This is a genomic window from Streptomyces sp. SKN60 (genome assembly GCF_026236535.1).
Taxonomy (GTDB): domain Bacteria; phylum Actinomycetota; class Actinomycetes; order Streptomycetales; family Streptomycetaceae; genus Streptomyces.
Genome location: NZ_JAHTMW010000011.1, coordinates 186,834 through 212,721 on the forward strand (window position 1 = coordinate 186,834; position 25,888 = coordinate 212,721).

General features: G+C 72.5%; 21 protein-coding genes. 17 read left to right on the top strand and 4 right to left on the bottom strand.

Going from position 1 to position 25,888, the window contains the following annotated elements:
- The first annotated feature begins 121 nt into the window (after positions 1–121).
- The 16 genes from xylA (at position 122) to KV205_RS20345 (ending at position 18,220) form a co-directional block, all read left to right on the top strand.
- Positions 122–1,291, top strand: a complete 1,170-nt coding sequence (xylA, locus tag KV205_RS20270; RefSeq protein ID WP_265865861.1) for a xylose isomerase — start codon at positions 122–124, stop codon at positions 1,289–1,291.
- Between the two features lie 113 nt (positions 1,292–1,404).
- Complete coding sequence (locus KV205_RS20275; RefSeq protein ID WP_265865862.1) at positions 1,405–2,097, top strand: hypothetical protein; 693 nt, start codon at positions 1,405–1,407, stop codon at positions 2,095–2,097.
- On the top strand, positions 2,094–3,218 hold the full coding sequence (locus tag KV205_RS20280; RefSeq protein ID WP_265865863.1) for a hypothetical protein: 1,125 nt from the start codon (positions 2,094–2,096) through the stop codon (positions 3,216–3,218). The genes KV205_RS20275 and KV205_RS20280 overlap by 4 nt, the downstream gene beginning before the upstream one ends.
- A gap of 134 nt (positions 3,219–3,352) precedes the next feature.
- Entirely contained in the window at positions 3,353–4,075 is a 723-nt protein-coding gene (locus tag KV205_RS20285) for a GntR family transcriptional regulator (protein WP_265865864.1), read from the top strand.
- Positions 4,072–4,980 carry a dihydrodipicolinate synthase family protein gene (locus KV205_RS20290; RefSeq protein WP_265865865.1) on the top strand — a complete coding sequence of 303 codons (909 nt, stop codon included), beginning with the start codon at positions 4,072–4,074 and terminating at the stop codon, positions 4,978–4,980. The genes KV205_RS20285 and KV205_RS20290 overlap by 4 nt, the downstream gene beginning before the upstream one ends.
- Before the next feature lie 8 nt (positions 4,981–4,988).
- Positions 4,989–6,722 (top strand): L-arabinonate dehydratase, encoded by a 1,734-nt coding sequence (gene araD / locus KV205_RS20295; protein ID WP_265865964.1) that lies wholly within the window; start codon positions 4,989–4,991, stop codon positions 6,720–6,722.
- A 133-nt stretch (positions 6,723–6,855) separates the two neighbouring features.
- Positions 6,856–7,794, top strand: a complete 939-nt coding sequence (locus KV205_RS20300; RefSeq protein WP_265865866.1) for a carbohydrate ABC transporter permease — start codon at positions 6,856–6,858, stop codon at positions 7,792–7,794.
- Positions 7,791–8,684: a carbohydrate ABC transporter permease gene (locus KV205_RS20305; RefSeq protein WP_265865868.1), complete on the top strand. Its 894-nt coding sequence runs from the start codon at positions 7,791–7,793 to the stop codon at positions 8,682–8,684. Before KV205_RS20300 ends, KV205_RS20305 begins: the two co-directional genes overlap by 4 nt.
- Positions 8,681–9,844, top strand: a complete 1,164-nt coding sequence (locus KV205_RS20310) for a Gfo/Idh/MocA family protein (protein ID WP_265865869.1) — start codon at positions 8,681–8,683, stop codon at positions 9,842–9,844. The genes KV205_RS20305 and KV205_RS20310 overlap by 4 nt, the downstream gene beginning before the upstream one ends.
- Complete coding sequence (locus KV205_RS20315) at positions 9,841–10,692, top strand: PmoA family protein (protein ID WP_265865870.1); 852 nt, start codon at positions 9,841–9,843, stop codon at positions 10,690–10,692. Before KV205_RS20310 ends, KV205_RS20315 begins: the two co-directional genes overlap by 4 nt.
- A complete protein-coding gene (locus tag KV205_RS20320; protein ID WP_265865871.1) occupies positions 10,689–12,248 on the top strand; it encodes a glycoside hydrolase 43 family protein in 1,560 nt (519 codons plus the stop codon). The genes KV205_RS20315 and KV205_RS20320 overlap by 4 nt, the downstream gene beginning before the upstream one ends.
- Before the next feature lie 77 nt (positions 12,249–12,325).
- Complete coding sequence (locus KV205_RS20325) at positions 12,326–13,666, top strand: sugar ABC transporter substrate-binding protein (RefSeq protein ID WP_265865872.1); 1,341 nt, start codon at positions 12,326–12,328, stop codon at positions 13,664–13,666.
- 140 nt (positions 13,667–13,806) lie between these two features.
- Positions 13,807–14,523 (top strand): rhamnogalacturonan acetylesterase, encoded by a 717-nt coding sequence (locus tag KV205_RS20330; protein ID WP_306806338.1) that lies wholly within the window; start codon positions 13,807–13,809, stop codon positions 14,521–14,523.
- Between the two features lie 14 nt (positions 14,524–14,537).
- Positions 14,538–15,803 (top strand): polysaccharide lyase family 1 protein, encoded by a 1,266-nt coding sequence (locus tag KV205_RS20335; RefSeq protein ID WP_265865875.1) that lies wholly within the window; start codon positions 14,538–14,540, stop codon positions 15,801–15,803.
- A gap of 94 nt (positions 15,804–15,897) precedes the next feature.
- Positions 15,898–17,031, top strand: a complete 1,134-nt coding sequence (locus KV205_RS20340; protein ID WP_265865876.1) for a pectinesterase family protein — start codon at positions 15,898–15,900, stop codon at positions 17,029–17,031.
- A gap of 58 nt (positions 17,032–17,089) precedes the next feature.
- The gene (locus tag KV205_RS20345; RefSeq protein WP_265865877.1) at positions 17,090–18,220 is read left to right on the top strand and encodes a right-handed parallel beta-helix repeat-containing protein; all 1,131 of its coding nucleotides are present in this window, start codon (positions 17,090–17,092) and stop codon (positions 18,218–18,220) included.
- Positions 18,221–18,227: 7 nt separating this feature from the next.
- Here KV205_RS20345 and KV205_RS20350 read toward each other — a convergent pair whose 3' ends face one another.
- Complete coding sequence (locus tag KV205_RS20350) at positions 18,228–18,839, bottom strand: 3'-5' exonuclease (protein WP_265865878.1); 612 nt, start codon at positions 18,837–18,839, stop codon at positions 18,228–18,230.
- 80 nt (positions 18,840–18,919) lie between these two features.
- Positions 18,920–20,344, bottom strand: a complete 1,425-nt coding sequence (locus KV205_RS20355; protein ID WP_274710643.1) for an RtcB family protein — start codon at positions 20,342–20,344, stop codon at positions 18,920–18,922.
- A gap of 148 nt (positions 20,345–20,492) precedes the next feature.
- Between KV205_RS20355 and polX the strand changes: the two genes are divergently transcribed.
- Positions 20,493–22,229, top strand: coding sequence for a DNA polymerase/3'-5' exonuclease PolX (gene polX / locus KV205_RS20360; RefSeq protein WP_265865879.1), 1,737 nt, complete (start codon positions 20,493–20,495; stop codon positions 22,227–22,229).
- Positions 22,230–22,237: 8 nt separating this feature from the next.
- Here the strand turns inward: polX and KV205_RS20365 are convergent, their stop codons facing one another.
- Together KV205_RS20365 and KV205_RS20370 are read right to left on the bottom strand one after the other, a co-directional pair.
- Positions 22,238–22,672 carry an archease gene (locus tag KV205_RS20365; protein ID WP_265865881.1) on the bottom strand — a complete coding sequence of 145 codons (435 nt, stop codon included), beginning with the start codon at positions 22,670–22,672 and terminating at the stop codon, positions 22,238–22,240.
- A gap of 153 nt (positions 22,673–22,825) precedes the next feature.
- A complete protein-coding gene (locus tag KV205_RS20370; protein ID WP_265865882.1) occupies positions 22,826–25,750 on the bottom strand; it encodes a glycoside hydrolase family 48 protein in 2,925 nt (974 codons plus the stop codon).
- Positions 25,751–25,888 lie beyond the last annotated feature (138 nt).

Below are 25,888 nucleotides of genomic sequence, written 5' to 3' on the forward strand. Positions count from 1 at the left end.
CGTTCCCCGCAATCGGGGGTCGGCTCTGGCGCCGGGCGGCGCCCGGCGGTATTAGTTATCTCAGAAAACAAATCTCGCGGCCAGCCTCCCCGCTCACGGCCGCGCCACGAAGGAGCCGGACATGTCGCAACATCTCCTCCCCACCCCCGACGACCGCTTCACCTTCGGCCTGTGGACCGTCGGCTGGCAGGGCCGCGACCCGTTCGGCGACGCGACCCGGCCGGCGCTCGACCCGGTCGAGTCGGTCGAGCGGCTCGCGGAGCTCGGCGCGTACGGCGTGACCTTCCACGACGACGACCTGATCCCGTTCGGGACGGCGGAGGCCGAGCGCGAGGCGGCGGTGAAGCGCTTCCGGGCCGCCCTCGACCGCACGGGCCTCAAGGTGCCCATGGCCACCACCAACCTCTTCACGCACCCGGTCTTCAAGGACGGCGGGTTCACGGCGAACGACCGTGACGTGCGCCGGTTCGCCCTGCGCAAGACGATCCGGAACATCGACCTCGCCGTCGAGCTCGGCGCCTCGGTGTACGTGGCCTGGGGCGGCCGGGAGGGCGCGGAGTCGGGCGCGGCGAAGGACGTGCGCCTGGCGCTCGACCGGATGAAGGAGGCCTTCGACCTGCTCGGCCAGTACGTCACCGAGCAGGGCTACGAGCTGCGCTTCGCGATCGAGCCGAAGCCGAACGAGCCGCGCGGCGACATCCTGCTCCCGACGATCGGGCACGCGCTCGCGTTCATCGAGCGCCTGGAGCGGCCCGAGCTCGTGGGCGTCAACCCGGAGACCGGACACGAGCAGATGGCGGGCCTCAACTTCCCGCACGGCATCGCGCAGGCGCTGTGGGCGGGCAAGCTCTTCCACATCGACCTCAACGGGCAGTCCGGGATCAAGTACGACCAGGACTTCCGCTTCGGCGCCGGCGATCTGCGCCAGGCCTTCTGGCTCGTCGACCTGCTCGAGACGGCCGGTTACGGCGGTCCGCGTCACTTCGACTTCAAGCCGGTGCGCACCGACGGCTTCGACGGGGTGTGGGAGTCCGCGAAGAACTGCATGCGGAACTACCTGATCCTCAAGGAGCGCGCCGCCGCCTTCCGCGCCGACCCGGAGGTCGTCGCCGCCCTCGCCGCCTCCCGGCTCGACGAACTCGCCGCGCCGACCGCCCCGGACGGGCTCGCGGGCCTGCTCGGCGACCCCGCCGCGTACGAGGAGTTCGACGCGACGGCGGCGGCCGAGCGCTCGATGGCCTTCGAACGGCTCGACCAGCTCGCCCTGGAGCACCTGCTCGCGGTGCGCTGACGCACGGGAGAAATTCCCTTACGCACGGTCGCCGCCTGTGTCATTCTCCGACTGTCATGCCGCCGTCCGGCTGACAGCCTTCTTCGGATTCTTCGAGGGATCGGGGATGCGCCATGCGGTTCTCCACACACGCCGCCCGCTGGGGCGTCGCCCTCCTGCTCTGTCTGCCGGCCGCGGTGTCCTGCGACAATCCGGGCGACGACCAGGGCGCCGGACCCGGCGGCGGCGTGAACGGCGGCGCGGTGCCGGGTCCCGGCGGGGCCGGCACCTCCGGCGGGAGCAGCGGCGGGAACAACGGCGGAGCCAAGCCCGGACCGCTGCGGATCCCCGACTGGGGCCGGTCCGACCGGCTGCACGACGACGCGTCGGAGGAGGGCCGGTTCAACTGGGCCGCCCTGAAGCGGCGGTTCGTCGAGATGTGCGGGGACGGGACGCTGTGCGTGGACCTCGTGCGCGTCAACCGCACGGCGGACGGCCGGGAGACCGCCGGCCCGTGCGGCTACGACCACATGGAGCCCCGGTCCGGCAGGACGGTCGAGCGCCACCGCGTCGTGTACGTGGTGGGCGTGTGCGAGCCGGACCCGAACGGGACGGACGAGGGCCCCACCGGCGGACCGACGACCGACGGGCCCACCGACGGACCGACGACCGACGGACCGACGGACGGGACCACGGACGGGCCGACCGATCGGCCCACGGACGGCTCGGCCGAGGGGTCCACCGACGGGCCCACGGGAGGCTCCTCCCGCACCGCCTCGACGTCGAGCACCGGTGCCGGCACCGGCGGAAGCGCGGCCGCCCGGTGAACGAGGGCACCGGCGGTCCCGGCCGCCTCGCCACCCTGGTCGGCGCGGTCGCCGCGCCCACCAGCCTCGTCACCGCGCTGCTCTACTACTTCGGCTACTGGCACGCGTACTGGTTCTTCGCGTACTTCCGGGTGCACTCCACGCTCCTCGGCTTCAGTACGGCCGACTACCTGATGCGCAGCCTGGACGCGCTCTGGGTGCCGCTGACGGTGACGGCGACGCTCGGCGTGGCCGGCTTCTGGGGGTACGACCTGGCGCGGCGCCGGCTCGGGCCGCTCCTGGGGCCGGTGGCGCGGCGCCGCGCGACCGCGGCCCTCGCCGCGGCCGGGTTTCTGCTCACGGTCGGCGGGCTCTGGTCGACGTTCCAGGTGACCTTCCTCAGCCGTGTGCTCACCCTTGCCCCGCTCAGTCTGTCCACGGGAGTCGCCCTGCTGGCGTACGCCCGGCTCCTCGCGCGGCGGAACGCGGCGGACGCTCCGGCTGCGGAGCCGGAGGCGATACGGGAGCCGGAACCGGAGCCGGAGCAGACTCCCGCGCCCCAGGCCGAGGCGCCCGCACCCGAGCCGGCAACTGAACCCGAGGCCGTACCCGCACCCGCACCCGCACCCGCAAGCGAGCCGGAGACCCAACCCGAAGCTCGGCCCGAGCCCCGACCCGAGCCGGAGCCCGCGCCCGTTCCCGATGCCCCGCCTCCGTCCCCGCCCCGCCCCGAGTGGGCCGTGATCGCCGAGTGGGCGGTGGTGTTCACCCTGGTCATGCTGGGGATCGTCTGGGCCGCCAACGACTACGCCGCCTCCGTCGGCACCGTGCGGGCCCAGCGCTTCGTGGCCGGTCTGGAGCGCTCCCCCGCGACGGTGGTCTTCAGCGAGCACCGCCTCGGCATCGGCGGCCCCGGGGTGCGCGAGACCCGATGCGCGCAGGACAAGGGCGACAAGGCCGCGTACGCCTATCGCTACGACGGTCTCGTGCTGATCCTCCAGTCGGGGGACCAGTACGTCCTCGTGCCCACCCGCTGGACGCCGGCCGACGGGGTCGCCGTGGTGCTGCCGCGCAACGACTCGGTGCGCCTGGAGTTCGGCCCACCGCCGGGTCCGGCGCCGAAGCCGCTGCCCTCCTGCTGAGACAGCCGAGGCAGCCCAAGCGCCACAAGGCAGCAAGCGCTTTCTAAGAATCGTGCGCAAAGCATTGACGCGGCCTCATGACCCGCTTAGCTTCGTCGCGTTGCACTTCGTACGTCATATATGAGACGCGATACATGAGATCTGAGAGTGCTGCCGCCATGGCCTTCGCCGCCCCCAGCCCCATTCCGTCCCGCACCCAGTTCGTCCTGGAGGCGATCAAGCACGACATCCTCACCGGTGGTCTCAGTCCGGGCCAGGCGCTGGTGGAGACCGAACTCGCCGCCCGTTTCGGGGTGTCGAAGACCCCGGTGCGCGAGGCGCTGAAGACACTGGCCGGCAGCGGGCTCGTGGTGCTCAGCCAGTACAAGGGCGTCACGGTCCGGATGGTCGACGCGGACATGGCCCGCGAGGTCTACGACGTACGGCTGCTGCTCGAACCGGTGGCGGTGCGCCGGTCCGTGGCCGCGGGCGCCCCGCTGGACGCCGCCCGGGCAGCCCTGGAGCGGGCGGCCGTCGCCGACGATCCGGCCGAACGGTCCCTGGCCAACCGGGAGTTCCATCGCTCGCTCTATCTGCCGTGCGGGAATCCGCTGCTCGGCCGGATGCTGGACGAGGTACGGGACCAGGCCGCGCTGGTGTCCACGGTGGCGTGGGCGGCGGTGCCGTCCTGGGAGCGGGAGGCCGCGGAGCACGCGGAGATCCTGCGCCTGGCCGCGGCGGGCGACGCCGAGGGCGCCGGCCGGGCCGTGCACGCGCACATCGCGTCCTTCGTCGCCCGGGCGTTCCCCGCACCCGAACCCGCGCCCGTACCCGTACCCGTATCCGCACCCGTGGCCGTCCCCGAGGAGCAGGCATGAGCGTGGAGTTCGACGCGCTGCGCGAGGCGCTCGCCGATGTGGTGGCGATCCCCGTGACCCCGTTCACCGCCGAGGGGGAGCTGGACACCGGCGCCCATCGGGTGCTGCTGCGGCGGATGCTCGACGCGGGGGTGCGGACCCTCACGCCCAACGGCAACACGGGAGAGTTCTACGCCTTGACCCGTGAAGAGCGGTGCCGGGTCACCGAGTTGACGATGGAGGAGGCCGCGGGCCGGGCCACCGTCCTGGTCGGGGTGGGGCACGATCTGCCGACCGCGATCGAGGCCGCCCGGCACGCGGGGGACGCCGGGGCCGCGATGCTGATGGTGCATCAGCCGGTGCACCCCTATGTCTCGGCCGCCGGCTGGGTGGACTACCACCGGACCATCGCCCGGGCCGTGCCGGAGCTCGGGATCGTGCCGTATCTGCGCAATCCGAGCCTCGGCGGCGACCGGCTCGCCGAGCTCGCGGACTCCTGCCCGAACGTGATCGGGGTGAAGTACGCCGTTCCGGACGCGGCGCGGTTCGCCGGGTTCGCCCGGGACGCGGGCCTGGACCGGTTCGTCTGGGTGGCGGGCCTGGCGGAGCCGTACGCCCCGGCGTACTTCGCGGGCGGCGCCACCGGTTTCACCTCGGGTCTGGTCAACATCGCCCCCGCGCTGTCCCTGGAGATGCTGCGCACCCTGCGCGCGGGCGACTATCCGGCGGCCATGAAGGTGTGGGAGCGGATCCGGCGGTTCGAGGAGCTGCGAGCGGCCGACCACAGCGCCGACAACGTCACCGTGGTGAAGGAGGCCCTGGCCTCGCTGGGACTGTGCCGGCGCGACATCCGGCCGCCGAGCCGTGAACTCCCCGAGGCGGCCCGGGCCGAGGTCGCCGCGATAGCCGCCGGGTGGCCGGTGTGAGCGCCGGGATGAGCGGCGGCGAGGGCCGCCGCCCCGAGGAGCTGCGCAGCCACCAGTGGTACGGCACGGACGGGCTGCGCTCGTTCAGCCACCGGGCCCGCACCCGGCAGCTCGGCTATCTGCCCGAGGAGCACCTGGGCAAGCCGGTCATCGCCGTGCTGAACACCTGGTCCGACATCAACCCCTGCCATGTGCATCTGCGCGACCGGGCGCAGGCGGTGAAGCGGGGGGTGTGGCAGGCGGGCGGATTCCCGCTGGAGTTCCCGGTGTCGACGCTGTCGGAGACCTTCCAGAAGCCGACGCCGATGCTCTACCGCAATCTTCTCGCCCTGGAGACCGAGGAGTTGCTGCGCTCCTACCCGGTGGACGGCGCGGTCCTGATGGGCGGCTGCGACAAGTCGACGCCGGCGCTGCTGATGGGCGCGGCCTCGGTGGACCTGCCGACGGTGTTCGTGCCGGCCGGGCCGATGCTGCCGGGGCACTGGCGGGGCGAGACGCTCGGTTCGGGCACCGACATGTGGAAGTACTGGGACGAGAAGCGGGCCGGGCGGCTCGGCGAGTGCGAGCTCGCGGAGCTGGAGAGCGGCCTGGCCCGCTCCCCCGGGCACTGCATGACGATGGGCACGGCGTCGACGCTGACCGCCGCGGCGGAGACCCTGGGCGTGACGGTGCCGGGTGCCTCGTCGATCCCGGCGGTGGACTCGGGGCACGACCGGATGGCGGCGGCCTCCGGGCTGCGGATCGTGGAGCTGGTACGGGAGGACCTGCGGCTCTCGCGGATCCTGACCCGGGAGGCGTACGAGGACGCGGTCGCCGCGGTGCTCGCGCTCGGCGGTTCGACCAACGCGGTGATCCATCTGATCGCGATGGCGGGGCGGTCCGGGGTGCGGCTGACGCTCGACGACTTCGACCGGATCGCCCGGACGGTGCCGGTGCTCGCGAATCTGCGTCCGGGCGGGCGGTTCCTCATGGAGGACTTCCACTTCGCCGGCGGGATGCCGGGCTTCCTGTCCCGGCTGACGGACGTGTTGCACCTGGACCGGCCCACGGTGTCCCATGCGACGCTGCGCGAGCAGCTGGCGGGTGCCCTTGTGCACGACGAGGAGGTCATCCGGCCGCGGTCACGGCCGCTGGCGGACGAGGGCGGGGTGGCGGTGCTCCGCGGCAACCTCTGCCCCGACGGGGCGGTGATCAAGCACATCGCGGCCGAGCCGCGGCTGCTCAAGCACACGGGTCCCGCCGTGGTCTTCGAGGACTACCGCACGATGCAGCGGACGATCGACGACCCCGCCCTCGGGATCACCGCCGACCACGTCCTGGTGCTGCGCGGCTCCGGGCCCAAGGGCGGTCCGGGGATGCCGGAGTACGGGATGCTGCCGATCCCCGCGTATCTCCTCGCACAGGGGGTGCGGGACATGGTGCGGATCTCCGACGCCCGGATGAGCGGGACGAGTTACGGCGCGTGCGTGCTGCACGTGGCGCCCGAATCGTACGTCGGCGGGCCGCTCGCCCTGGTCCGCACCGGGGACTCGATCACCCTCGACGTCGAGGCGCGCACGCTCCATCTGGACGTCGATGACGAGGAGTTGGCCCGTCGGAGGGCCGACTGGACACCGCCGCCCGCCCGTTACGAGCGCGGCTACGGCGCGCTGTACACCGAGCAGATCACGCAGGCGGACACCGGCTGCGACTTCGCCTTCCTCTCCCGTCCGGGGACCACCCCCGATCCGTACGCGGGCTGAGCACCCCGCACCGCCCCCGTCACTCTCCCTCACTCCCCCGCACGGCGCGTCGTGCCGCACGGCGATGCCGCATGCCCCCGAACCCGTCCCGAACCCGTCCCGAACCCGTCTTCCCCAGAACGGAGCAGCCGTCATGGCCGCAGCTGTGACCCCACCGCCCCGGGCCGTCCGCCCGCCCGGGCGCCGCCGCACGGGAGGGCCCCCGCGCCGCCTCCCGTATCTGCTGATCGCGCCCGCCGGCCTGCTGATGCTCGGCTTCATCGCGTATCCCGTGCTCAGCGTCTTCTACTACAGCCTCCAGGACTACAACCCCACCAAGCCGTGGCGGAACGGCTTCGCGGGGCTGGGGAACTTCACGGAGCTGTTCACGGAGGACCCGCAGTTCTGGGGAACGCTCGGCTTCAGCCTCAAGTGGGTCGCGGTCGAGGTGACGCTCCAGCTGCTCTTCGGGCTCGCCCTGGCACTGATCGTCAACCAGACCTTCGTGGGCCGGGCGGTCGGACGGGCGCTCGTCTTCTCGCCGTGGGCGGTGTCCGGGGTGCTGACCTCGGCGATCTGGGTGCTGCTCTACAACTCGCAGACGGGCCTGACCCGTTATCTCGCGGACGCGGGCATCGGCTCGTACGGCACGTCCTGGCTCTCCGACACCGCGACCGTGTTCCCCGCGGCGATCGTCGCCGATCTGTGGCGCGGGGTCCCCTTCTTCGCGATCCTCATCCTGGCCGATCTGCAGTCCATTCCGAAGGACCTGTACGAGGCGGCGGAGGTCGACGGCGCGGGCCGGGTGCGGCAGTTCCTGCACATCACGCTCCCCCATCTGCGGGACGCGATCGTGCTGTCCACGCTGCTCCGCGCGGTGTGGGAGTTCAACAACGTCGACCTGCTCTACACCCTGACCGGCGGCGGGCCCGCCGGCGAGACCACCACGCTGCCGCTGTACATCGCGCGGACCAGCGTCGACGCCCATGACTTCGGGTACGCGTCCGCGCTGACGACGGTGGCGTTCGTGGTCCTTCTCTTCTGCTCGACGGTGTATCTGCGCCTGAGCAGGTTCGGAGGCGAGAACCGATGACCGTCCTCGACAGGATCGAGGTCCGGGCGGACGACGACGCGGCGGCCGGGCCCGGCGCCCGCCGGAAGCGCCGCCGCGCGTGGGACGAGGTGCCGCGCTGGCAGATCTACCTTCCGCTCGGCGCGTATCTGCTCTTCACCCTCGTCCCGTTCTACTGGATCCTGCTGTTCGCGGTCCGCCCGGCCGGTTCGACCTCGCTCGTGCCGTGGCCGATGACCGGCGAGCACTTCGCCAAGGTGTGGAGCGAGCGCGGCTTCGCCACCTACTTCCAGAACAGCCTGCTGATCGGTCTGGCCACCCTGGTGACCACCACGGTCGTGGCCCTGGCCGGCGGCTACGCCCTGGCGCGCTTCGAGTTCCGCTTCAAGAAGGGCTTCATGCTGGCCCTGCTGTGCTCGCAGTTCGTGCCGGGGGCGCTGCTGCTCGTCCCGCTGTTCCAGATCTTCGCGGGCCTGCGGATGATCAACTCGCTGGGCAGCGTCATCATCGCGGAGACCGTCTTCCAGCTGCCGCTGTCGATGATCCTCATCAGCGGCTTCATCAGGAACGTGCCGTACTCCCTGGAGGAGGCGGCCTGGGTGGACGGCTGCAATCGCTTCGCCGCCTTCCGGATCGTGGTGCTTCCGCTGCTGCGGCCCGGGCTCGTCGCCGTCGGCTCCTTCGCCTTCGTGCACGCCTGGAACCACTTCCTCTTCGCCCTGATGTTCCTCAACAGCCAGGAGAAGCAGACGATCCCGGTCGGCCTCAACACCCTCATGGGCGCGGACAGCGTCGACCTCGGGGCGCTGGCGGCGGGCGGGGTGATCGCGGCCGTGCCCGTGGTGATCGTGTTCGCGTTCATCCAGAAGTGGCTGGTCACCGGCTTCAGCGCGGGGGCGGTGAAGGGATGAGCCCGCAGCACGAGCCTGTTCCCGTGGTGCTCGCCGGGGCCCGCGGCCACGGGCACTGGCACCTGGCGAACCTCCGCCGTCTCGAGGCCTCCGGTCCGGTCCGGCTCGCCGGGGTCTGCGAGCTCACCCCGCTCGACAGCGCCGAGCTGGAGGGGTTCGGCACGGTCGTCCAGGGCGCTGACCTGGACGCGCTGCTCGCCGCGACGGGGGCGCGGATCGCGATCGTGTGCACCCCGATCGCCACCCATGCCGAGCTCGCCCTCGTCGCCGCACGGCGTGGGGTGCAGCTGCTCCTGGAGAAGCCGCCCGCCCCTTCGTACGCGGAGTTCCGCCGCCTGGCGGACGGTGTCGCGGCGGCCGGCGTGGCCTGCCAGATCGGGTTCCAGTCACTGGGCTCGCACGCCGTGCCGGCCATCCGCGAGCTGGTCGCGGACGGGGCGATCGGGGAGCTGCTCGGGGTAGGCGGGGCCGGGGCGTGGGTGCGGGACGAGGCCTACTTCCGGCGGGTGCCGTGGGCGGGCCGGCGGCGGCTCGACGGCGTGGACGTCGTGGACGGGGCGCTGACCAACCCGCTCGCCCATGCCGTCGCCACCGCCCTCGCGCTGGCGGGCGCCCCGCGCGCCGAGGACGTCGACCGCATCGAGACCGAACTGCTGCGCGCGCACGCCATCGAGTCCGACGACACCTCCGCCGTACGGATCCTCACGACGGCCGGTCGGCAGGTGACGGTCGCGGCGACGCTGTGCGCGGAGCGGGCGGCCGAGCCGTATGTGATGGTGCACGGCAGCCGGGGGCGGATCACCTTCTGGTACAAGCAGGACCGGGTGCTGCTGCAGCGGGCCGGGCACGGGCCGGTGGAGACCGTGCACGGACGCACCGACCTCCTGGAGAACCTGGTCGCGCATGTGACGGACGGAGCGCCGCTGCTTGTGCCCCCGGACGCGACGGGCGCCTTCATGCGGGTGGTGGAGGCGGTGCGGTGCGCGCCCGACCCGGTGGAGCTGCCGGAGGAGTTCCGGCGGACGGTACGGGGCGAGGGCGGGCCGCGCCGGACGGTGCCCGGGATCGACGCGCTGGTCGACCGGAGCGCCGAGACGCTGAGCCTGTACTCCGAACTCGGCGCCCCCTGGGCGCGGCGGGCCGGGGCGGTGGTCCGGTGAGCGGCGCCGAGGGCATCCTCGAACTGCGCTGCGCCGGGCGGCCGGTGGCCGCGTACACGACGCGGCCGGAGCTCTCCGCGCGCCATTCCCCGCGGCCGTATCTGCATCCGGTGACGACACCGGCCGGGGTGCCGGTCAGCGCGTTCGCGCCGGACGATCATCGGCACCATCTGGGGGTGGGGGTCGCCGTGCCGGACGTGGCGGGGCACAACTTCTGGGGCGGTCGGACCTTCGTCCGCGGCCGGGGGCCGACGGAGCTCGACAACCACGGCGTCCAGCGGCACGAGGGGTTCGCCCGCCTCGGTCCCGACGGCTTCACGGAGGCGCTGAGCTGGACCGCCGGGGACGGCCGCGTTCTTCTCCGAGAGGAGAGAATCCTGCGGGTCCGCGAGCTCGGCGGGGCGGCGTGGGCGCTCGACCTGTCCTTCGCGCTCACCGACGCCACGGGTGCCGGGGTGTCGATCGGCAGCCCGGCGACCAATGGGCGGCCGGGTGCCGCGTACGGAGGCTTCTTCTGGCGCGCGCCGAAGGAAGCCGGGCCGCCGGTGGTGTTCGGCGCGGCCGGGGACGGCGAGGCCGCCGTGCACGGGGTGTGCGGCGACTGGGTCGCGCTGGCCGGGGACGGCTGGACGCTGGTGTTCGCCGGGGCGGACGAGGAGACCCGGCGCGATCCGTGGTTCGTGCGCGCCGCCGAGTACCCGGGCGTCGGTTCCTCCCTCGCCCACGAGCGGCGGCTCCTGCTGCCAGCCGGGGGCACGGTGGTACGGCGGGTGGTCACCGTGGTGGCCGACGGGCGGCTCGACCGGGCGGCCGCCGAGGCCCTCGCGCACCGGGGGGTGACGCCATGACCGCCCCGTACACGGACACCGACGGCCGGACCGGGGACCTCGGCGACGGCACCTACCGCAATCCGGTCCTCGCCGCAGACTGGTCCGATCCGGACGTGGTGCGGGTCGGTGACGACTTCTATCTGACCGCGTCCAGCTTCGGACGGGCCCCCGGACTGCCGCTGCTCCACTCGCGCGACCTCGTGAACTGGGCGCTGGTCGGGCACGCGCTCGACCGGCTGCGGCCGGAGGCGGCGTTCGCCGTCCCCCGGCACGACGCCGGGGTGTGGGCGCCGTCGCTGCGGCACCACGACGGCCGGTTCTGGATCTTCTGGGGCGACCCCGACCACGGCGTCTTCCAGGTCAACTCCCGTTCCGTGCGGGGCCCGTGGAGCGAGCCGCAGCTGGTGAAGGCGGGCCGGGGGCTGATCGACGCCTGCCCGCTGTGGGACGCGGAGAGCGGCGAGGCGTATCTGGTGCACGGCTGGGCGAAGTCCCGGGCGGGCTTCAACAACCGGCTGACCGGCCACCGGATGAGCCCGGACGGCACGCGGCTGCTCGACGCGGGCACGACGCTCGTCGACGCCGACACGCTCCCCGGCTGGTTCACCCTGGAGGGGCCGAAGCTGTACCGGCACGACGGCTGGTTCTGGATCCTCGCCCCGGCGGGCGGTGTCGCCACCGGCTGGCAGGGCGCCTTCCGCGCGCGGGCGTTCACCGGCCCGTACGAGGAACGGGTCGTCCTCGCGCAGGGCGACACCCCGGTCAACGGGCCCCATCAGGGCGGCTGGGTGCGCACCGCGCGGGGCGAGGACTGGTTCCTGCACTTCCAGCAGCGGGGCGCGCACGGGCGGGTGGTCCACCTCCAGCCGATGTGCTGGGACGCGGACGGCTGGCCGGTGCTCGGCGACAACGGGGCGCCCGTCCTCGTCCACCGCAAGCCCGACCTGCCACCGCAGCCGCGGTCCGCACCCGGGCACGACGACCGTTTCCCCGGCGGCCGGTTCGGGCGGCAGTGGCAGTGGACGGCCAATCCGGCCGAGGGCTGGACGGTCCGCCACTCCGCCGACGGACTGCGGCTGACCTGCGGGCGGCACGAGCGCGTCGACGACCTGCGGGCGCTGCCGCAGCTCCTCACCCAGCGGATGCCGGCGCGGGCGTGTGTCGTGGAGGTCGAACTGGACCTGGACGGCGGTGCGGTGGCGCCCGGGGCCAGGGCGGGGCTCGTGGTCCTGGGCGACGCGTACAGCTGGATCGGGCTCGCCCGGGAGGGCGACGGCCGGGTCCGGCTCGTGCACCGGTTCGCCCCGGCCGACACCGACCGGGAGCGGGACGCGGCACCGTCCCGGGCCTCGCCCGAGGGGCGGGCCCGGCTGCGGATCGAGCTGACCGCGGACGCCCGATGCCGCTTCGCGGCCGACACGGGCGACGGCCGGGAATTCGTTCCGCTCGGACAGGAATTCGCGGCGACGCCGTGGCGGTGGGTCGGGGCGCTGCTCGGGCTGTTCGCCGCGGCGCCGCCCGGGACGGGCCACGCCGGGACGGCCCTGTTCACCGACTTCCGCATCACGCCCTGAGCCCCCTTCCCCTATCCCCGTCCCATCTCCCCCCACCCCCCAACCCCCGTACGACCCCAGAGAGAAGAGAGCCGACGATGCATGTCTTCCGTGGCGGGCGGCGCAGAGCCGCCGGTGCCCTGGCCCTGACCACCGCGCTCGCGCTGACCCTGGCCGCCTGTGGCGACGACGGCAGCGGGGCCGCCGGCGACAAGGGCGCCGAGGGCTCGGGCAAGGGCGAGATCACCTTCTGGGACAACAACGGCGGTGTGCGTACCGACGTCTGGAAGGAGATCATCGCCGACTTCGAGAAGGCGAACCCCGACATCAAGGTGAAGTACGTCGGGATCGCCGCGAAGGAGGTCCAGTCCAAGTACGACACCGCGATCCAGGGCGGCGGGCTGCCGGACGTCGGCGGCGTCGGCGCGGCGATGCTCGCCGGGATCGCCGCGCAGAACGCGCTCGAACCGCTGGACGCCCGGATCGACGCGAGCCCCCTCAAGGGAAAGCTGAACACGGGCATGGTCGACAGCGTGCGCTCGGCCGGCGGCCGGGAGAAGCTGTTCACCGTCCCCACCTCCGCCAACAACGGAGTCCTGTACTACCGCACCGATCTGTTCCAGGCCGCGGGCCTCCAGGAGCCGGCCACCTGGCCGGCGTTCTACACGGCCGCCGAGAAGCTCACCGACCAGAAGAGCAACCGCTTCGGGTACACGATCCGCGGCGGCGCCGGGTCCGTCGCCCAGGCGCTGGACGCGATGTACGGCCAGAGCGGGATCACCAGCTTCTGGAGGGGCGACACGACCACGGTCAACGACCCGGCGAACGTGGCCGCCCTGGAGAAGTACGCGGGGCTGTTCAAGAAGACCACCCCGGCCGCCGACGTCAACAACGACTTCACCAAGATGGTCGCGCAGTGGGACAGCGGCCAGATCGGCATGCTCAATCACAACCTGGGCTCCTACCAGGACCATGTGAAGGCGCTCGGCACCGGGAAGTTCCGGGGCATCCCGCTTCCGACCAAGGACGACGGCACCCGGGTGCAGGTGTCCAACCCGGTCGACGGTCTCGGACTGTTCTCGTCGAGCAAGAACAAGACGGCCGCCTGGAAGTTCATCGAGTTCGCCGCCTCCCACGAGGCCAACAGCACGTGGAACGAGTCGGCCGGCGCCATCCCGTCGAACACCGAGGCCGCCCAGGACCCCTGGATCAAGGAGTCCGAGCCGACCCGGCTCGCGGCGGAGGCGCTGTTCAGCGGCAAGACCGTCATCGTGCAGCTGCCGTACTACCTGCCGGACTGGAACACCATCTCCAAGGCCGACAACGAGCCCGCGTTCCAGAAGGTGCTGCTCGGCACGATGTCCGCGAAGGACTTCCTCGACGACCTCGCCGAGCAGCTGAACAAGGCGCAGGCCGAGTGGAAGAGCCGTACCAAGTGAGGGGCCTGACCCGGCGCCGTCTGCTCGCGGCCGGGGCGGGCCTCGCACTCGCCCCGGCCGGGGCGCGGACCGTCGCCGCCGCCGCAGCCACCGCCCAGGCCCAGGACCCGGCCGCGGCCACGCCCCCGAAGGGGACCCGTATGCGCACCCTGTACATCGCCGGTGACTCCACCGCCGCCCAGAAGTACGCCGACGCGGCGCCCGAGACCGGCTGGGGCATGGCGCTGCCGGTCTTCCTGCACAAGGACGTCTCCGTCGCCAATCACGCCGTCAACGGACGCAGCACGAAGAGCTTTCTCGCCGAGGGGCGGCTCGACGCGATCCTGCGGGCGATCCGGCCCGGGGACGTGCTGCTCGTCCAGTTCGGCCACAACGACCAGAAGACCGAGGACCCGGCGCGCGGCACGGACCCGTGGACGACGTACCAGGACAACCTCCGCGCCTTCGCGGCCGCTGCCCGGGAGCACGGGGCGCTGCCGGTGTTCGCCACCTCGGTGGAGCGGCGCCGCTTCGACGCGGCCGGCACGGCCCTGCGCACCCTCGGGCAGTACCCGGCGGCGATGCGGGCTCTCGCGGTACGGGAGGACGTCGCCCTCCTGGACGTCGAGGCGCTGTCCCTGGCCCTGTGGCAGCGGCTCGGGCCCGAGGCGACGAAGACGTACTTCAACTGGACGCCGACCGAACAGGACAACACCCACTTCAACCCGCCGGGTGCGATCGAGGTCGCCCGCCTCGTCGCGGACGAACTCGTGCGCACCCGGGTCCTCGCGCCGCACGAGACGCGCCGCCTGGACGACGAGATCCCCACCGACCGGATCACCTGGCCCCAGCCGCCCGAGATCGAGGAGAAGCAGTGAACCGTCGCAGAAGAATGTGTGTGGTGGGCGCGACCGCCCTCGTGCTCGGCCTCACCGGGCCGCTGTCCGCGGCCCAGGCCGCCCCCTCTCCGGAGCGGGCCACGCTCGGGGCCCGGGACGGCTGGGCCTCCGAGGGCACGGGGACCACCGGCGGCTCCGCCGCCACCGCCTCCCGGGTGTTCACGGTGCGCACCTGGGAGGCCTTCCGGGCGGCGCTCGCCGCGCCGGGGACGGAGCCGCGGATCGTACGGGTGGTGGGCACGCTGAACGCGACCGCCGCCGGCTGCGGCGCGTTCGAGGCGCCCGGCTACGACTTCGCCGCCTATCTGGCCGCGTACGACCCGGCGGTGTGGGGGTACGAGAAGGTGGTCAGCGGCCCGCAGGAGGATCTGCGGGCGGCCTCCGCCACCGCGCAGGGCCAGGCCATCAAGGTGAAGGTGCCCGCCAACACCACGATCGTCGGCGTCGGGCGCTCCGCGGGCATCACGGGCGGCAGCCTGCAGATCACCGGTGTCGACAATGTCGTCGTCCGCAACCTCACCCTGGAGAGCCCGCTCGACTGCTTCCCGCAGTGGGACCCGACGGACGGGGCGACCGGGGCGTGGAACTCCGAGTACGACAGCATGGTGGTGTACGGCTCGACGCATGTGTGGATCGACCACAACACGTTCACCGACGGGGCCCACCCCGACTCCACGCTGCCTTCCTACTACGGGGAGGTGTACCAGCAGCACGACGGCGAACTGGACGTCGTGCGCGGCGCGGACCTGGTGACGGTGTCGTGGAACGTGTTCGCCGACCACGACAAGACGCTGATGATCGGCAACAGCGACAGCGCCGGCGCCACCGACCGGGACAAGCTGCGGGTCACCCTCCACCACAACCTGTTCCGGAACGTGATCGAGCGGGCGCCGCGCGTCCGGTTCGGGAAGGTCGACGCGTACAACAACCACTTCGTGGTGCCGGGTCCGGCCTACGCGTACTCGTTCGGCATCGGGCAGGAGTCCCGGCTGGTCGCGGAGAAGAACGCGTTCACGCTGGCCGACGGGGTGCCCGCCGGGAAGATCCTCAAGAAGTGGAAGGCCGCCCCGGTGACGGTGGCGGACAACCTGGTCAACGGCGCGCCCGTCGACCTGCTCGCCGTGCACAACGCCCAGTTCCCGGGCGAGGCGCTGACCGCCGACGCGGGCTGGACGCCCGAGCTGCGCGCCCGGGTCGACGTGCCGCGGGCCGTGCCCGCCCTCGTCGACCACCGCGCGGGCGCCGGACGCCTGGACTGAGCCCCCGGCCCTCTGTGTCGCCCCCCTCCCCCGATCTCCTCTCCCCGATCTCCCTTCCCCCGTCTCCCCTCTCCGAGCGAAGGAGCACGTCGTCATGCCCTCGCACCAGCACCGCACGGCCCCGCCCGGCCGGCGGGCCGTCCTCGCCGCCGGCGCGGCCGCCGCCCTGGCGTTCGCGCTTCCGCCGGTGCCCGCCGCCGCGAGCACCGCACGCCCCGCCGGTCCGTTCGGGCGGTTCGGCTCGCCCGCGCACCGGCTGACCCCGCGCACCCTGTACGTCCACCCGGGCGGCCTCGGCGACCATCCGACCGTCCAGGGGGCGGTGGACGCGGCCGGCGGACCCGGCTGGACGCTGGTGCTCGCCCCCGGCACGTACCGGGAGACCGTCCTCGTGAGCGCCGCCCGCACCGGCATGACCTTGGTCGGCGCGAGCGAGGACCCGAAGGACGTCGTGGTCGTGTACGACAACGCGGCGGGCACCCCGCGGCCGGACGGCACCCCGTACGGGACCAGCGGGTCCGCCACCACGACCGTGCAGGCGGACGGGTTCACGGCCCGCTGGGTGACCTTCGCCAACGACTTCCTGCGCACCGACCTGCCCGGCAATCCCGGCACCCAGGCGGTCGCGCTGAAGGCGCAGGGCGACCGCTCGGCCTTTCTGCACTGCCGCTTCCTCGGCCATCAGGACACCCTGTACGCGGACTCGATGGCGCTGAACGCGCTCGCCCGGCAGTACTTCGCGCACTGCCATGTCGAGGGCGACGTGGACTTCGTCTTCGGGCGGGCCCGGGCGGTGTTCGAACACTGCCGCTTCCGTACGCTGCTCCGCACCGATCTGCCCTCGGCGCCGTACGGCTTCGTCTTCGCCCCGTCGACGGCGCGCGGCAACCCCTACGGCTTCCTGGTCAGCCGCGGCCGGTTCGTCAGCGAGGCGCCCGACGGCTACTACAAGCTGGCGCGGCCGTGGGTGCCGGGCTCGGATCCGACGGCGTGGCCGTCCCTGGTCGTCCGGGACAGCGTCCTCGGGCCGGGGATCGACGCCGTGGCGCCGTACGCGAACATGCGCGACGCGTATCCCTGGCAGGCGCAGCGGTTCGGCGAGTACCGCAACACCGGGCCGGGCGCGGACGTCACCGTGCCGGAGAACCGGCCGCAGCTCAGCGCGGCCGAGGCCGCGTCGGCGACCCGGGCCGCGTATCTGGGCGACTGGACGCCGGTCGCCCCGTAAGCCCCCCTCCGTTCACCTCCCCCACCACCACCCCCCACCACGAGAGGACCCGCACGTCATGTCTCGTACCGCAGCACGCTCCCGGGGCACGCTCCTCGCCCTGACCGTCCTGGCCGCTTCCGTCGCCGGCCCGGTCGTCCTCGCCTCGCCCGCCCAGGCCGCCACGGTCGTGGTCTCGACGGCCACCGAGCTGGCGAGCGCCGTGAAGAACGCGGCCCCCGGCACCGTCATCCAGGTGAGGGGCGGCACCTACCGGCCCACCGCCACCCTGCAGTCCACGGCCAACGGGACCACCTCGGCGCCGATCCGTCTGGAACCGTACGGCTCGGAGTCCGTCGTCATCGACGGTTCGGGCCTGCCGGCCGGTGCGTGGATCTTCAAACTGACCGCGGACTACTGGACGGTGTCGAACCTGACGTTCCAGAACTCCCCGGACAGCGCGGTCGTCTGCACCTCCTGCACCGGCACGGTGTGGAACCGGATCACGACGCGGAACGGCGGCGACTCCGGCTTCACGCTCACCGGCGCCGACACGAACAACAACACCGTGCGCAATCTCGACTCGTACGGGCACTACGACGCGGCCAACCACGGCGAGAACGCGGACGGCCTCGCGATCAAGTTCGGGTCGGGCTCGGGAAATCTGATCACCGGGGCGCGCCTTTTCGACAACTCCGACGACGGCGTGGACCTGTGGTCCTGGTCCTCGCCGGTGACGATCGAGCACACCTGGGCCTGGGGCAACGGGCGGAACCGCTGGTCGGACTCCGCCTTCGCGGGCGACGGGAACGGCTACAAGCTGGGCGGCGACGGCGAGGTCGTCGCCCATGTGGTCAACAACTCGGCGGCCTGGTCCAACGCGGGCAACGGCTTCACCGAGAACAGCAACAAGGGCGCGATCGTGATCAACCGCACGACGGCGTACGCGAACGGCAAGTGGGGCTACTACTTCGCCACGGGCGCGGCCCGCCTCGGCAGGAACCTGGCCGTCGGCAACGGCTCGGGCCTGGTCAACAAGGGGTCCTCGGTGGTGTCGTCGGGCAACAACTGGGACTCCGGGATCGCGACCCCGGCCTTCGTCTCCACCCACCCGGCGACGGCCTACGGGGCGAGGAAGTCGGACGGTTCGCTGCCGGCGACGACCTTCCTCACGACCGGGTCGACGACGATCGGCTCGACGATGAACTGAGCGCCGATCAACCGAGCGCCGAGGCGCTGACCCCGGGGGCGCCGGCTCCCGCGTCCCACGCCCCGCGCTCCACCAGATCGAGGACGAGGGCGGCGATGTTCCACGCGTCGTCCTCGCCCCGGTGGTGCCGGCCCTCCAGCGGCAGCCCGGCGATCCGCAGGGCGCCCGCCATGCCGGGCCGCTTGCGCAGCCCGTACGCCTCGGTGAACACGGCCTTGGCGTTGGTGTGCCCCGCCTCGGCCGGCCGCCCGAACGGATAGGGCGCGCCGGCCGCCCGGCACTGCCGCTCGAACTGCTTGCGGTCGTAGTCGCCCCAGCTCGCCCAGGGGCGGGCGCGGGCGTCGTACTCGTCGGCGAGCATCCGGCACGCCTCGGCGAAACCGACCCCGCCGGCGACCTCGGCCGGGGTGAGCCCGGTCAGTTCGGTGCAGAAGCCGCTGACCTCGGACCGCTCGGGTCGCACGAGGATCCGGTGCTTCCCCACGCGCCGGCGCGCCGTCAGATCCACGACGGTGAGCCCGATCTCGATGATCTCGCTCACCGCGCCGGGCGGCGGCTGTCCGTCCCAGCAGGTGGCCTCGACGTCGACGACGTTCAGAAGGGCGGGTCCGTGTTCCATGGCGGCAGGGTAGGGACGGCGGGCGGGGCGGGTCACGCGGTTTTCCGCGGGCGGACCCCCGTTCCCCGTTCCGCTGTCATTCATCCTTTGACGACCCCCAGCGGTACGAGGCGGGCGACCAGCCTCGCCAGTCCCGCGCGTTCGGTCGCGGCGGCCACGGCGTCGACGTCCTTGTAGGCGTCGGGCGTCTCCTCGGCGAGCGCCCGCCACGAGATCGGCCGGACGGCGATGCCGTGGGACTCCAGATCCTCCTGCAGTTCCTCGCCCCGGACGCGGCGGAGCGCCTGGTGGCGGCTCCAGACCCGGCCCGCGCCGTGGGCGGAGGACCAGAAGGCCTCGTTGCCTGCGGTGCCGGCCATCACGTACGAGGCGGTCCCCATCGTGCCGGGCACGAGCACGGGCTGCCCGGCCTCCGCCAGGTCCTCCGGCAGCTCCGGATGGCCCGGCGGCAGGGCCCGGGTGGCGCCCTTGCGGTGGACGCACAGGCGGCGCCGCACACCGTCCACCTCGTGGGTCTCGATCTTCGCCATGTTGTGGGAGACGTCGTAGACAAGGTCCAGCCTCGCCCCGGCGGCGACGTCGAACGCGTGACGCGCGGCCTCGGTGAGCAGCTGCCGGTTGGCGCGCCCGTAGTTGGCGGCGGCCGCCATCGCCCCCAGGTAGGCGCGGCCCGGCGTGGAGACGGCGGGGGCGCAGGCCAGCTGCCGGTCCGGCAGGTGGATGCCGAACGAGCGCAGGGACTGGTCCATCACACGGACGTGGTCGCTGCACACCTGGTGCCCCAGGCCGCGCGAACCGCAGTGGATCATGACGCACACCTGGCCGGGACGCAGACCGAAGGCGGTGGCGGTCGACTGGTCGTACACCCGGTCCACGGCCTGCACTTCGAGGAAGTGATTGGCCGACCCCAGGCTCCCCACCTGCTGGAGCCCCCGGTCGACCGCCCGCTGACCGACCTGCGACGGATCGGCCCCCGCCAGTGTCCCGCGGTCCTCGCAGCGTTCCAGGTCGCGGGGGACGCCCCGGCCGTGCTCGACCGCGTACGCGGCCCCGGCGGCCATGAGTTCGTCCAGCTGGGGGCGTCCGGACAGCTTCCACAGCCCGCCGCGCCCCAGGCCGCGCGGCACGGTGTCTCCGAGGATGTCCATCAGGCGGCGCGTGTGGGGGGTCAGGGCGCCGCGATCGAGGTCGGCGGCGAGCAGTCGCACACCGCAGGAGATGTCGAATCCGACACCGCCGGGCGAGATCACCCCGCCGGCGTCGATGTCCGTGGCGGCCACCCCTCCGATCGGGAAGCCGTACCCCCAGTGCACATCGGGCATGGCGTACGAGGCACGCACGATGCCCGGCAGCGTCGCCACGTTCACGACCTGTTCCAGCGCCTTGTCGCCGGCCGCCTCCGGCAGGAGCTCCCGCGTCGCGAAGACGACGCCGGGAACCCGCATCGGGCCCTGCTGTGCGATGCGGAACCGTACCGGGGTCTCCTCCACCAGGGTGATGTCCATGCCCGTCGTCCCTTCCCCGTCCCCCGCCTTGCGCTAGCCCCTCTTCCGGTGGGCCGTCTTCCCGAAGCCCCTCTTCCAGTAGACGCTCGGCGTCCCGGCTTCGCGCACCGTCGAGCACGGCGGGCGCCCGGTTCCTAGACTGGAAGGCGTGGCCCGGCCCAACGAAGAGGTCGAGGCACTCCTTCAGGAGTACGCGGACCTCATCGCCATCACCGGAGGCGAGGCGTTCAAGGCGCGCGCCTACGAGAAGGCCGCCCGCGCCATCGGCGGGCACCCCGCGGACGTGTCCCGGCTCGACGCGGCGGGTCTGCGGGAGATCCCCGGCGTCGGCAGATCCATCGCCGAGAAGGTCGTCGAGTACTTCCGCACCGGCAGGGTCGAGACGATCGAGGAGCGGCGGGCGAGGATCCCGGACGGTGTGCGGCGGCTCATGGCCATCCCCACCCTCGGCCCCAAGAAGGCGCTGGCGCTCTACGGGGACCTGCGGATCTCCTCCGTGGACGAGCTGGTCGACGCGATCAAGGCGGAGCGGCTGCGCGACCTCAAGGGCTTCGGCGAGAAGACCGAGGAGAACATCCTGCACGGCATCGAGCTGATGCGGCAGGCCGGTGGGCGCGTCCTGCTGAGTGTCGCCGCGGAGACCGCCGAGGACATCGTCACGACCTTGTCCGGGATCAGCGGTTGTGAGGACTGCGCCTACGCGGGGTCGCTGCGCCGGATGAAGGAGACCGTCGGCGACCTCGACATCCTTGTCGCCGCCGCCCGGTCGGCGCCCTTCATGAACGCGCTCACCGAACTGCCGGCCACCGCGGAGGTCCTCGTGCACGGCCCCAAGAAGACCTCCGTCCGCACCGCCGAGGGCGTCCAGGTCGACCTGCGGGTGGTGCGGCCGGCCTCGTGGGGCGCCGCCCTGCAGTACTTCACCGGTTCGAAGGCGCACAACATCCACACCCGTACGCTCGCCGTCCGCGCGGGCCTGAAGCTCTCCGAGTACGGCCTGTTCGAGACGGAGAGCGGCGAACGGGTCGCCTCGCGGACCGAGGCGGAGGTGTACGAGCGACTCGGCCTGCCGTGGATCCCGCCCACCCTGCGCGAGGACCGCGGGGAGATCGAGGCCGGCCTGCGCGGCGAGCTCCCCGCAGTGGTGACGGAGGACGACATCAGGGGCGACCTGCACACCCACACCGACCTCACCGACGGCCTCGCCCCGCTGGAGGACATGGTGGCGGCGGCCGCCGCACGCGGCTACGCGTACTACGCGGTCACCGACCACGCCCCCGACATGTCCATGCAGCTCATGACCGACGACAAGATCCTCGCCCAGCGCGAGCGGGTGCGGGAGCTGGACGGCAGGCACCACCGGATGCGGCTCCTGCACGGCACCGAACTCAACATCGGGCCGGAAGGCGACGTGGACTGGCCCGACGATTTCCTCCGGGACTTCGACCTCTGCGTGGCCTCGGTGCACTCCCACTTCGGGCTCGGGCGGGACGCGATGACCCGGCGGATCGTCCGGGCCTGTGAGAACCCGTACGTCAACGTCATCGGCCATCCCACCACCCGGCTGATCGGCAGACGACCCGGGATCGACGCGGACTTCGACGAGGTGTTCGCCGTCTGCGCCCGTACCGGCACCGCCCTGGAGATCAACGCCCAGCCCGACCGCCTCGACCTCGGCGACGAGGACATCCTGCGGGCCAAGGAGTACGGGGTGAAGTTCGCCGTCGACACCGACGCCCATTCGATCCCCCAGCTCGCCCACCTCCGCTACGGCGTCGGCACGGCGCAACGTGGCCGGCTCACCGCCGACGACGTGATCAACACCTGGCCGCTGCGGCGGCTGCGAAGCTTCCTCCGCAAGGACCGAGCGGGCCGGTCGGCCTGAGCGCGCCCTCACACGTCGAGCGTCACCGAACAGGTCCAGCCGCCCGGTCCCCGGCCCATCGCCGTCTCGTGCAGCGTGACGGCCTTCGGCGCGGCGCCCGTCACCGGAAGCGTCCCGGCGTCAGCCGTCCACAGGACGCCCCGCACGCCTCCGTCCACGGGGACGAGTTCCACCTCGACCGGGACCTCGCCCGCCGTGTCCAGCCGGTACACCACCTCGTCGAGCAGAGCGACCAGGACGTCCTCGTCCCGGTCCGCCCGTACCTCCACGTCCCGCCGGTGGACCCCCACCGCCCCCGTCAGATCCAGGAACGACGCGCAGACGCCCCGTACGGCCTGTGCGAGGCATTCCTCCCGGGTGGGAGCCCATGCCTCCACCCGCAGGTCCGCCGTGTGGGGCACGCCACGGTGCCCGCTGCGGCCCACCGAAGGGTCCGGTCCCACAGGCTTCCTCCGTCCTGCCCTCGCCGTGACAGCGCCTTCGCACCCCGCATCCCCCATTCTGCCGCGGGACACGTGCGGCCGGGCGGGCCCCTTCTCGGGGCCCGCCCGGCCGGTTCGTACGCGGAGCGGGTGCTCTTCGCGGGGCGGCGGTTGTTATTCGAGCAGTTCCGCGTACGAGCCCATGGCCAGGGCGATGTCCGCCTGGGCCCAGAACCGGTGGTAGGTGAAGACGGGGGCGGCGCCGCCGGCCAGGTAGGCCTCGATCTTCGGCCAGGCCGGGTCGTTCTTGTAGAAGGAACGGATGGAGGCGAAGGTGGCGGCGGAGTTCACGGCGTCGCCGTTGGGCATGGTGCCGGTCCAGCCGCTGGGGACGTAGACCGGGTCGTCGAAGCGGTTGTAGTCGGCGCGGGTCTCCGGGACGGCGATGCCGAGCGGGTCCTGGTAGTGGGTCCACATGCCGTCGAGGAGGGCCTTGGCGACCCGCTTGGCCTCGGTGTGGCCGGACTTGGCCGCGTAGTAGGTGAGGGTCTTGGCGTAGGCGGCGGCCACGCCGACGTCGTCGGTGTAGTCGGCGACGGTGACGTGCAGGCCGGCGTTGGCGCCGGGGCTCGCCGCGTTCCAGGTGTCGGGAGCGCCCGACCACTGGAGGGTGGAGGGGACACGGTAGGTGCCGTCGGGGTTGATCGTGGTCTTGGACAGCGCCCAGGCGACCCACTTGTCGAGGACGGTCTTCGCGTCGGTGTCACCGGTCTGCTGGTAGTACTCGGCGACGCGCTCCATCGACCAGGCCTGGAAGCCGAACCACTGGTTGGACGGCGGGTCGTGGTAGACGGGCTTCTCGTCGTAGTACAGGCCGTGGAAGGTGGGGGTGCCGGCCGGCGGGGTGGCGTAGCGGCCCTGCCAGCTGTTCGTGGCGCCGCCCGCGATCGCGCCCTCGGAGGACTGCAGCCAGCGGTAGAACTCCAGCTGCCGGTCCAGGCTGGTGCCCCAGTCCGTGGCGCCGGTCGCCGACTTCGGCTTGAGCGGGGCGTAGCTGCTCAGCGCGTACGCGGCGAGCGGGTTCTGGTAGCCGCCGTGGGCGTGGCTCGAGCCGATCCGCCAGGCCCAGCCGGCGCTGGTGTCGGTGGCGCCGCCCCAGGCGTAGTACCAGGACATCAGGTAGTGCGAGCTGTCCTTGCCGCTGCCCGCGGGGCAGGTGGTCGGTCCGACGCAGTCGCCGGCCTTCTTGAAGTACTTGTCGAAGAACGAGTAGCGCAGGTAGTCGCCCATCTTGGCGGCCTTGCCGACGGTCGTGGCGACCTGGGCGCCCTTGCCCTGCTGCTTGGCCCAGACGTCGGCCCAGTAGACGGCCTGGACGGCCCGGGCGTCGGCGTCGGGGGCGTTGGTGAACTTCCACTGCTTGGCGTAGGAGGAGTCCCCGGTGAAGAGGTCCAGGTAGCCGTTCTTTCCGCCGTAGGAGAAGTTGTCGCAGGTGGGGTGGGTGACGGTCTCCCAGACGGACTCCTGCGGTCCGCGCTGGAAGGTGTTGATGTACGAGGGGCCGGTCGCCGTGGGGCCGGTGGAGCACTTCCCGGGCTCGTTGCCGTAGCCGTAGACGTTGTCGACGTCCTGGATCCAGTGCATGCCGTAGATGTCGTCGGTGCCGTAGGCGCTCTTCAGCTCACCGGCGATCGGGTCGGCTCCGGACGTCACCCCGGTGTCGAGCTTCGCCGGGTACTGGGACGGCAGGTCCCACTCGGGTGCGTAGGTGGCGGGCTTGGAGGCGCTGTAGAAGGAGTTGGTGGGCTGGTCGGCGTGGGTGGGGATCATGTACTTCTCGAGGGTGTCCCACGCGCCGTTGAACTTCGACCAGTCGCCGGTGATCTTCCCGTACATGGCCTGGAGCCAGACGAGATAGCTGTACGCCTCCGAGGTCGTCTCGTGGCCGTGGTCGGGGGCCTCGACGATCAGGGTCTCGACCGAGTGGTACGGGATGCCCTCGGGCGAGAAGTAGCCGTTGGCCGGGTTGGTGATCTTCCCGTAGAGGTCGAGGAAGCGGGCCTCGTACGCGGAGCTCGCGGCCAGCTGGGCGACGGTGACCTCGGCCTTGGTGTGGCCGGGGGCGGTCGCGGTGAAGACGGCGGTGCCGGTGCCGGTGGGCGCGGCGGTGACGGTCACCTTCTGGGCGGTGTTCCAGTTCGCCGGGGTGAAGGTGAGGGTGGCCGGGCTCGCGGTGAGGCCGGTGACGCCGGAGGTACGGGCGACGCTCACGGTGACGTTCGCGGCCGGCTGGGTGGAGAGCTTGAGGTCGAAGGTGCCGGTGGTGCCCTGGCGTACGGAGAGCTGGGCGGGGGTGGCGACGAGGGCCGCTCCGGCGGCGACGGTGATGCCGACGGGGGCGGATTCGCCGGTGGCGCCGAGGGAGTCGTAGGCCTTGGCGTAGAGGGAGTGGGTGCCGGCGGCCAGGGAAGTGGCGCCGAGGGTGAAGGGGGCGGTGGTGTCGGTGCCGAGCAGGGTCGTGTCGCTGTAGAACTCGACCTTGCTCACGGTGGCGCCGTCGGCTGCGGCCGCGGTGGCGGCGAGCGGGACCGGGTCGCCCTGGGTGTAGACCGCGCCGGGCGCGGGGCTGGTCAGGACGGCGACCGGGGGCTGGTGGGCGCCGGTGCAGGGGGTGCCGTTGACGGTGAAGGAGGTGGGCGCCGCGTTGCTGCCGGTGTACGAGAACTGGGCGCCGGTGGTGACGGCGGCCCCGGCGGCGACGGTGCCGTTCCAGGCGACGTTGGTGACGGTGATGTTCTTGCCGGACTGGCTCCAGGTGCCGTTCCAGCCGTTGCTCAGCTTCTGGTCACCGGCGTACGTGTAGCCGAGGGTCCAGCCGTCGAGGGCGGTGGTGGCGCGGTTGGTGAGGGTGAGCTCGGCGGTGAAGCCGGAGCCCCAGTCGTTGGTCTTGTAGTCGACGCTGCACTGCACGTCGGCGGCCTGGGCGGTGGGCGGTCCGACCGCGAGCAGGGCGGCGGGCAGGGCGAGTACGGCGGCCAGCGCGGTGAGCGGCCGGACCGGGCGGCGTGGGCCGCGGGGCCGGCGGGGGCGTGGTGGCATGCGGGTGGTTCTCCTCGCGGCTCGAAGGTGGGGTGGTGCGAGGGCGCGTGGTCAAGCTCTGAACCAGTGGGAGCGCTCCCACTGTGCAGATCCGGCGTGACGCCGTCAAGACGGGCGAAGAGTCGAAGGCTTGTGAAC

Excerpts from the sequence above, each read along its gene's own strand:
- xylA (WP_265865861.1), top strand. The coding sequence starts at position 122 with ATGTCGCAACATCTCCTCCCCACCCCCGACGACCGCTTCACCTTCGGC.
- KV205_RS20275 (WP_265865862.1), top strand. The coding sequence starts at position 1,405 with ATGCGGTTCTCCACACACGCCGCCCGCTGGGGCGTCGCCCTCCTGCTC.
- KV205_RS20285 (WP_265865864.1), top strand. The coding sequence starts at position 3,353 with ATGAGATCTGAGAGTGCTGCCGCCATGGCCTTCGCCGCCCCCAGCCCC.
- KV205_RS20290 (WP_265865865.1), top strand. The coding sequence starts at position 4,072 with ATGAGCGTGGAGTTCGACGCGCTGCGCGAGGCGCTCGCCGATGTGGTG.
- araD (WP_265865964.1), top strand. The coding sequence starts at position 4,989 with ATGAGCGGCGGCGAGGGCCGCCGCCCCGAGGAGCTGCGCAGCCACCAG.
- KV205_RS20300 (WP_265865866.1), top strand. The coding sequence starts at position 6,856 with ATGGCCGCAGCTGTGACCCCACCGCCCCGGGCCGTCCGCCCGCCCGGG.
- KV205_RS20305 (WP_265865868.1), top strand. The coding sequence starts at position 7,791 with ATGACCGTCCTCGACAGGATCGAGGTCCGGGCGGACGACGACGCGGCG.
- KV205_RS20310 (WP_265865869.1), top strand. The coding sequence starts at position 8,681 with ATGAGCCCGCAGCACGAGCCTGTTCCCGTGGTGCTCGCCGGGGCCCGC.
- KV205_RS20320 (WP_265865871.1), top strand. The coding sequence starts at position 10,689 with ATGACCGCCCCGTACACGGACACCGACGGCCGGACCGGGGACCTCGGC.
- KV205_RS20325 (WP_265865872.1), top strand. The coding sequence starts at position 12,326 with ATGCATGTCTTCCGTGGCGGGCGGCGCAGAGCCGCCGGTGCCCTGGCC.
- KV205_RS20330 (WP_306806338.1), top strand. The coding sequence starts at position 13,807 with ATGCGCACCCTGTACATCGCCGGTGACTCCACCGCCGCCCAGAAGTAC.
- KV205_RS20335 (WP_265865875.1), top strand. The coding sequence starts at position 14,538 with ATGTGTGTGGTGGGCGCGACCGCCCTCGTGCTCGGCCTCACCGGGCCG.
- KV205_RS20340 (WP_265865876.1), top strand. The coding sequence starts at position 15,898 with ATGCCCTCGCACCAGCACCGCACGGCCCCGCCCGGCCGGCGGGCCGTC.
- KV205_RS20345 (WP_265865877.1), top strand. The coding sequence starts at position 17,090 with ATGTCTCGTACCGCAGCACGCTCCCGGGGCACGCTCCTCGCCCTGACC.
- KV205_RS20350 (WP_265865878.1), bottom strand. The coding sequence starts at position 18,839 with ATGGAACACGGACCCGCCCTTCTGAACGTCGTCGACGTCGAGGCCACC.
- KV205_RS20355 (WP_274710643.1), bottom strand. The coding sequence starts at position 20,344 with ATGGACATCACCCTGGTGGAGGAGACCCCGGTACGGTTCCGCATCGCA.
- KV205_RS20370 (WP_265865882.1), bottom strand. The coding sequence starts at position 25,750 with ATGCCACCACGCCCCCGCCGGCCCCGCGGCCCACGCCGCCCGGTCCGG.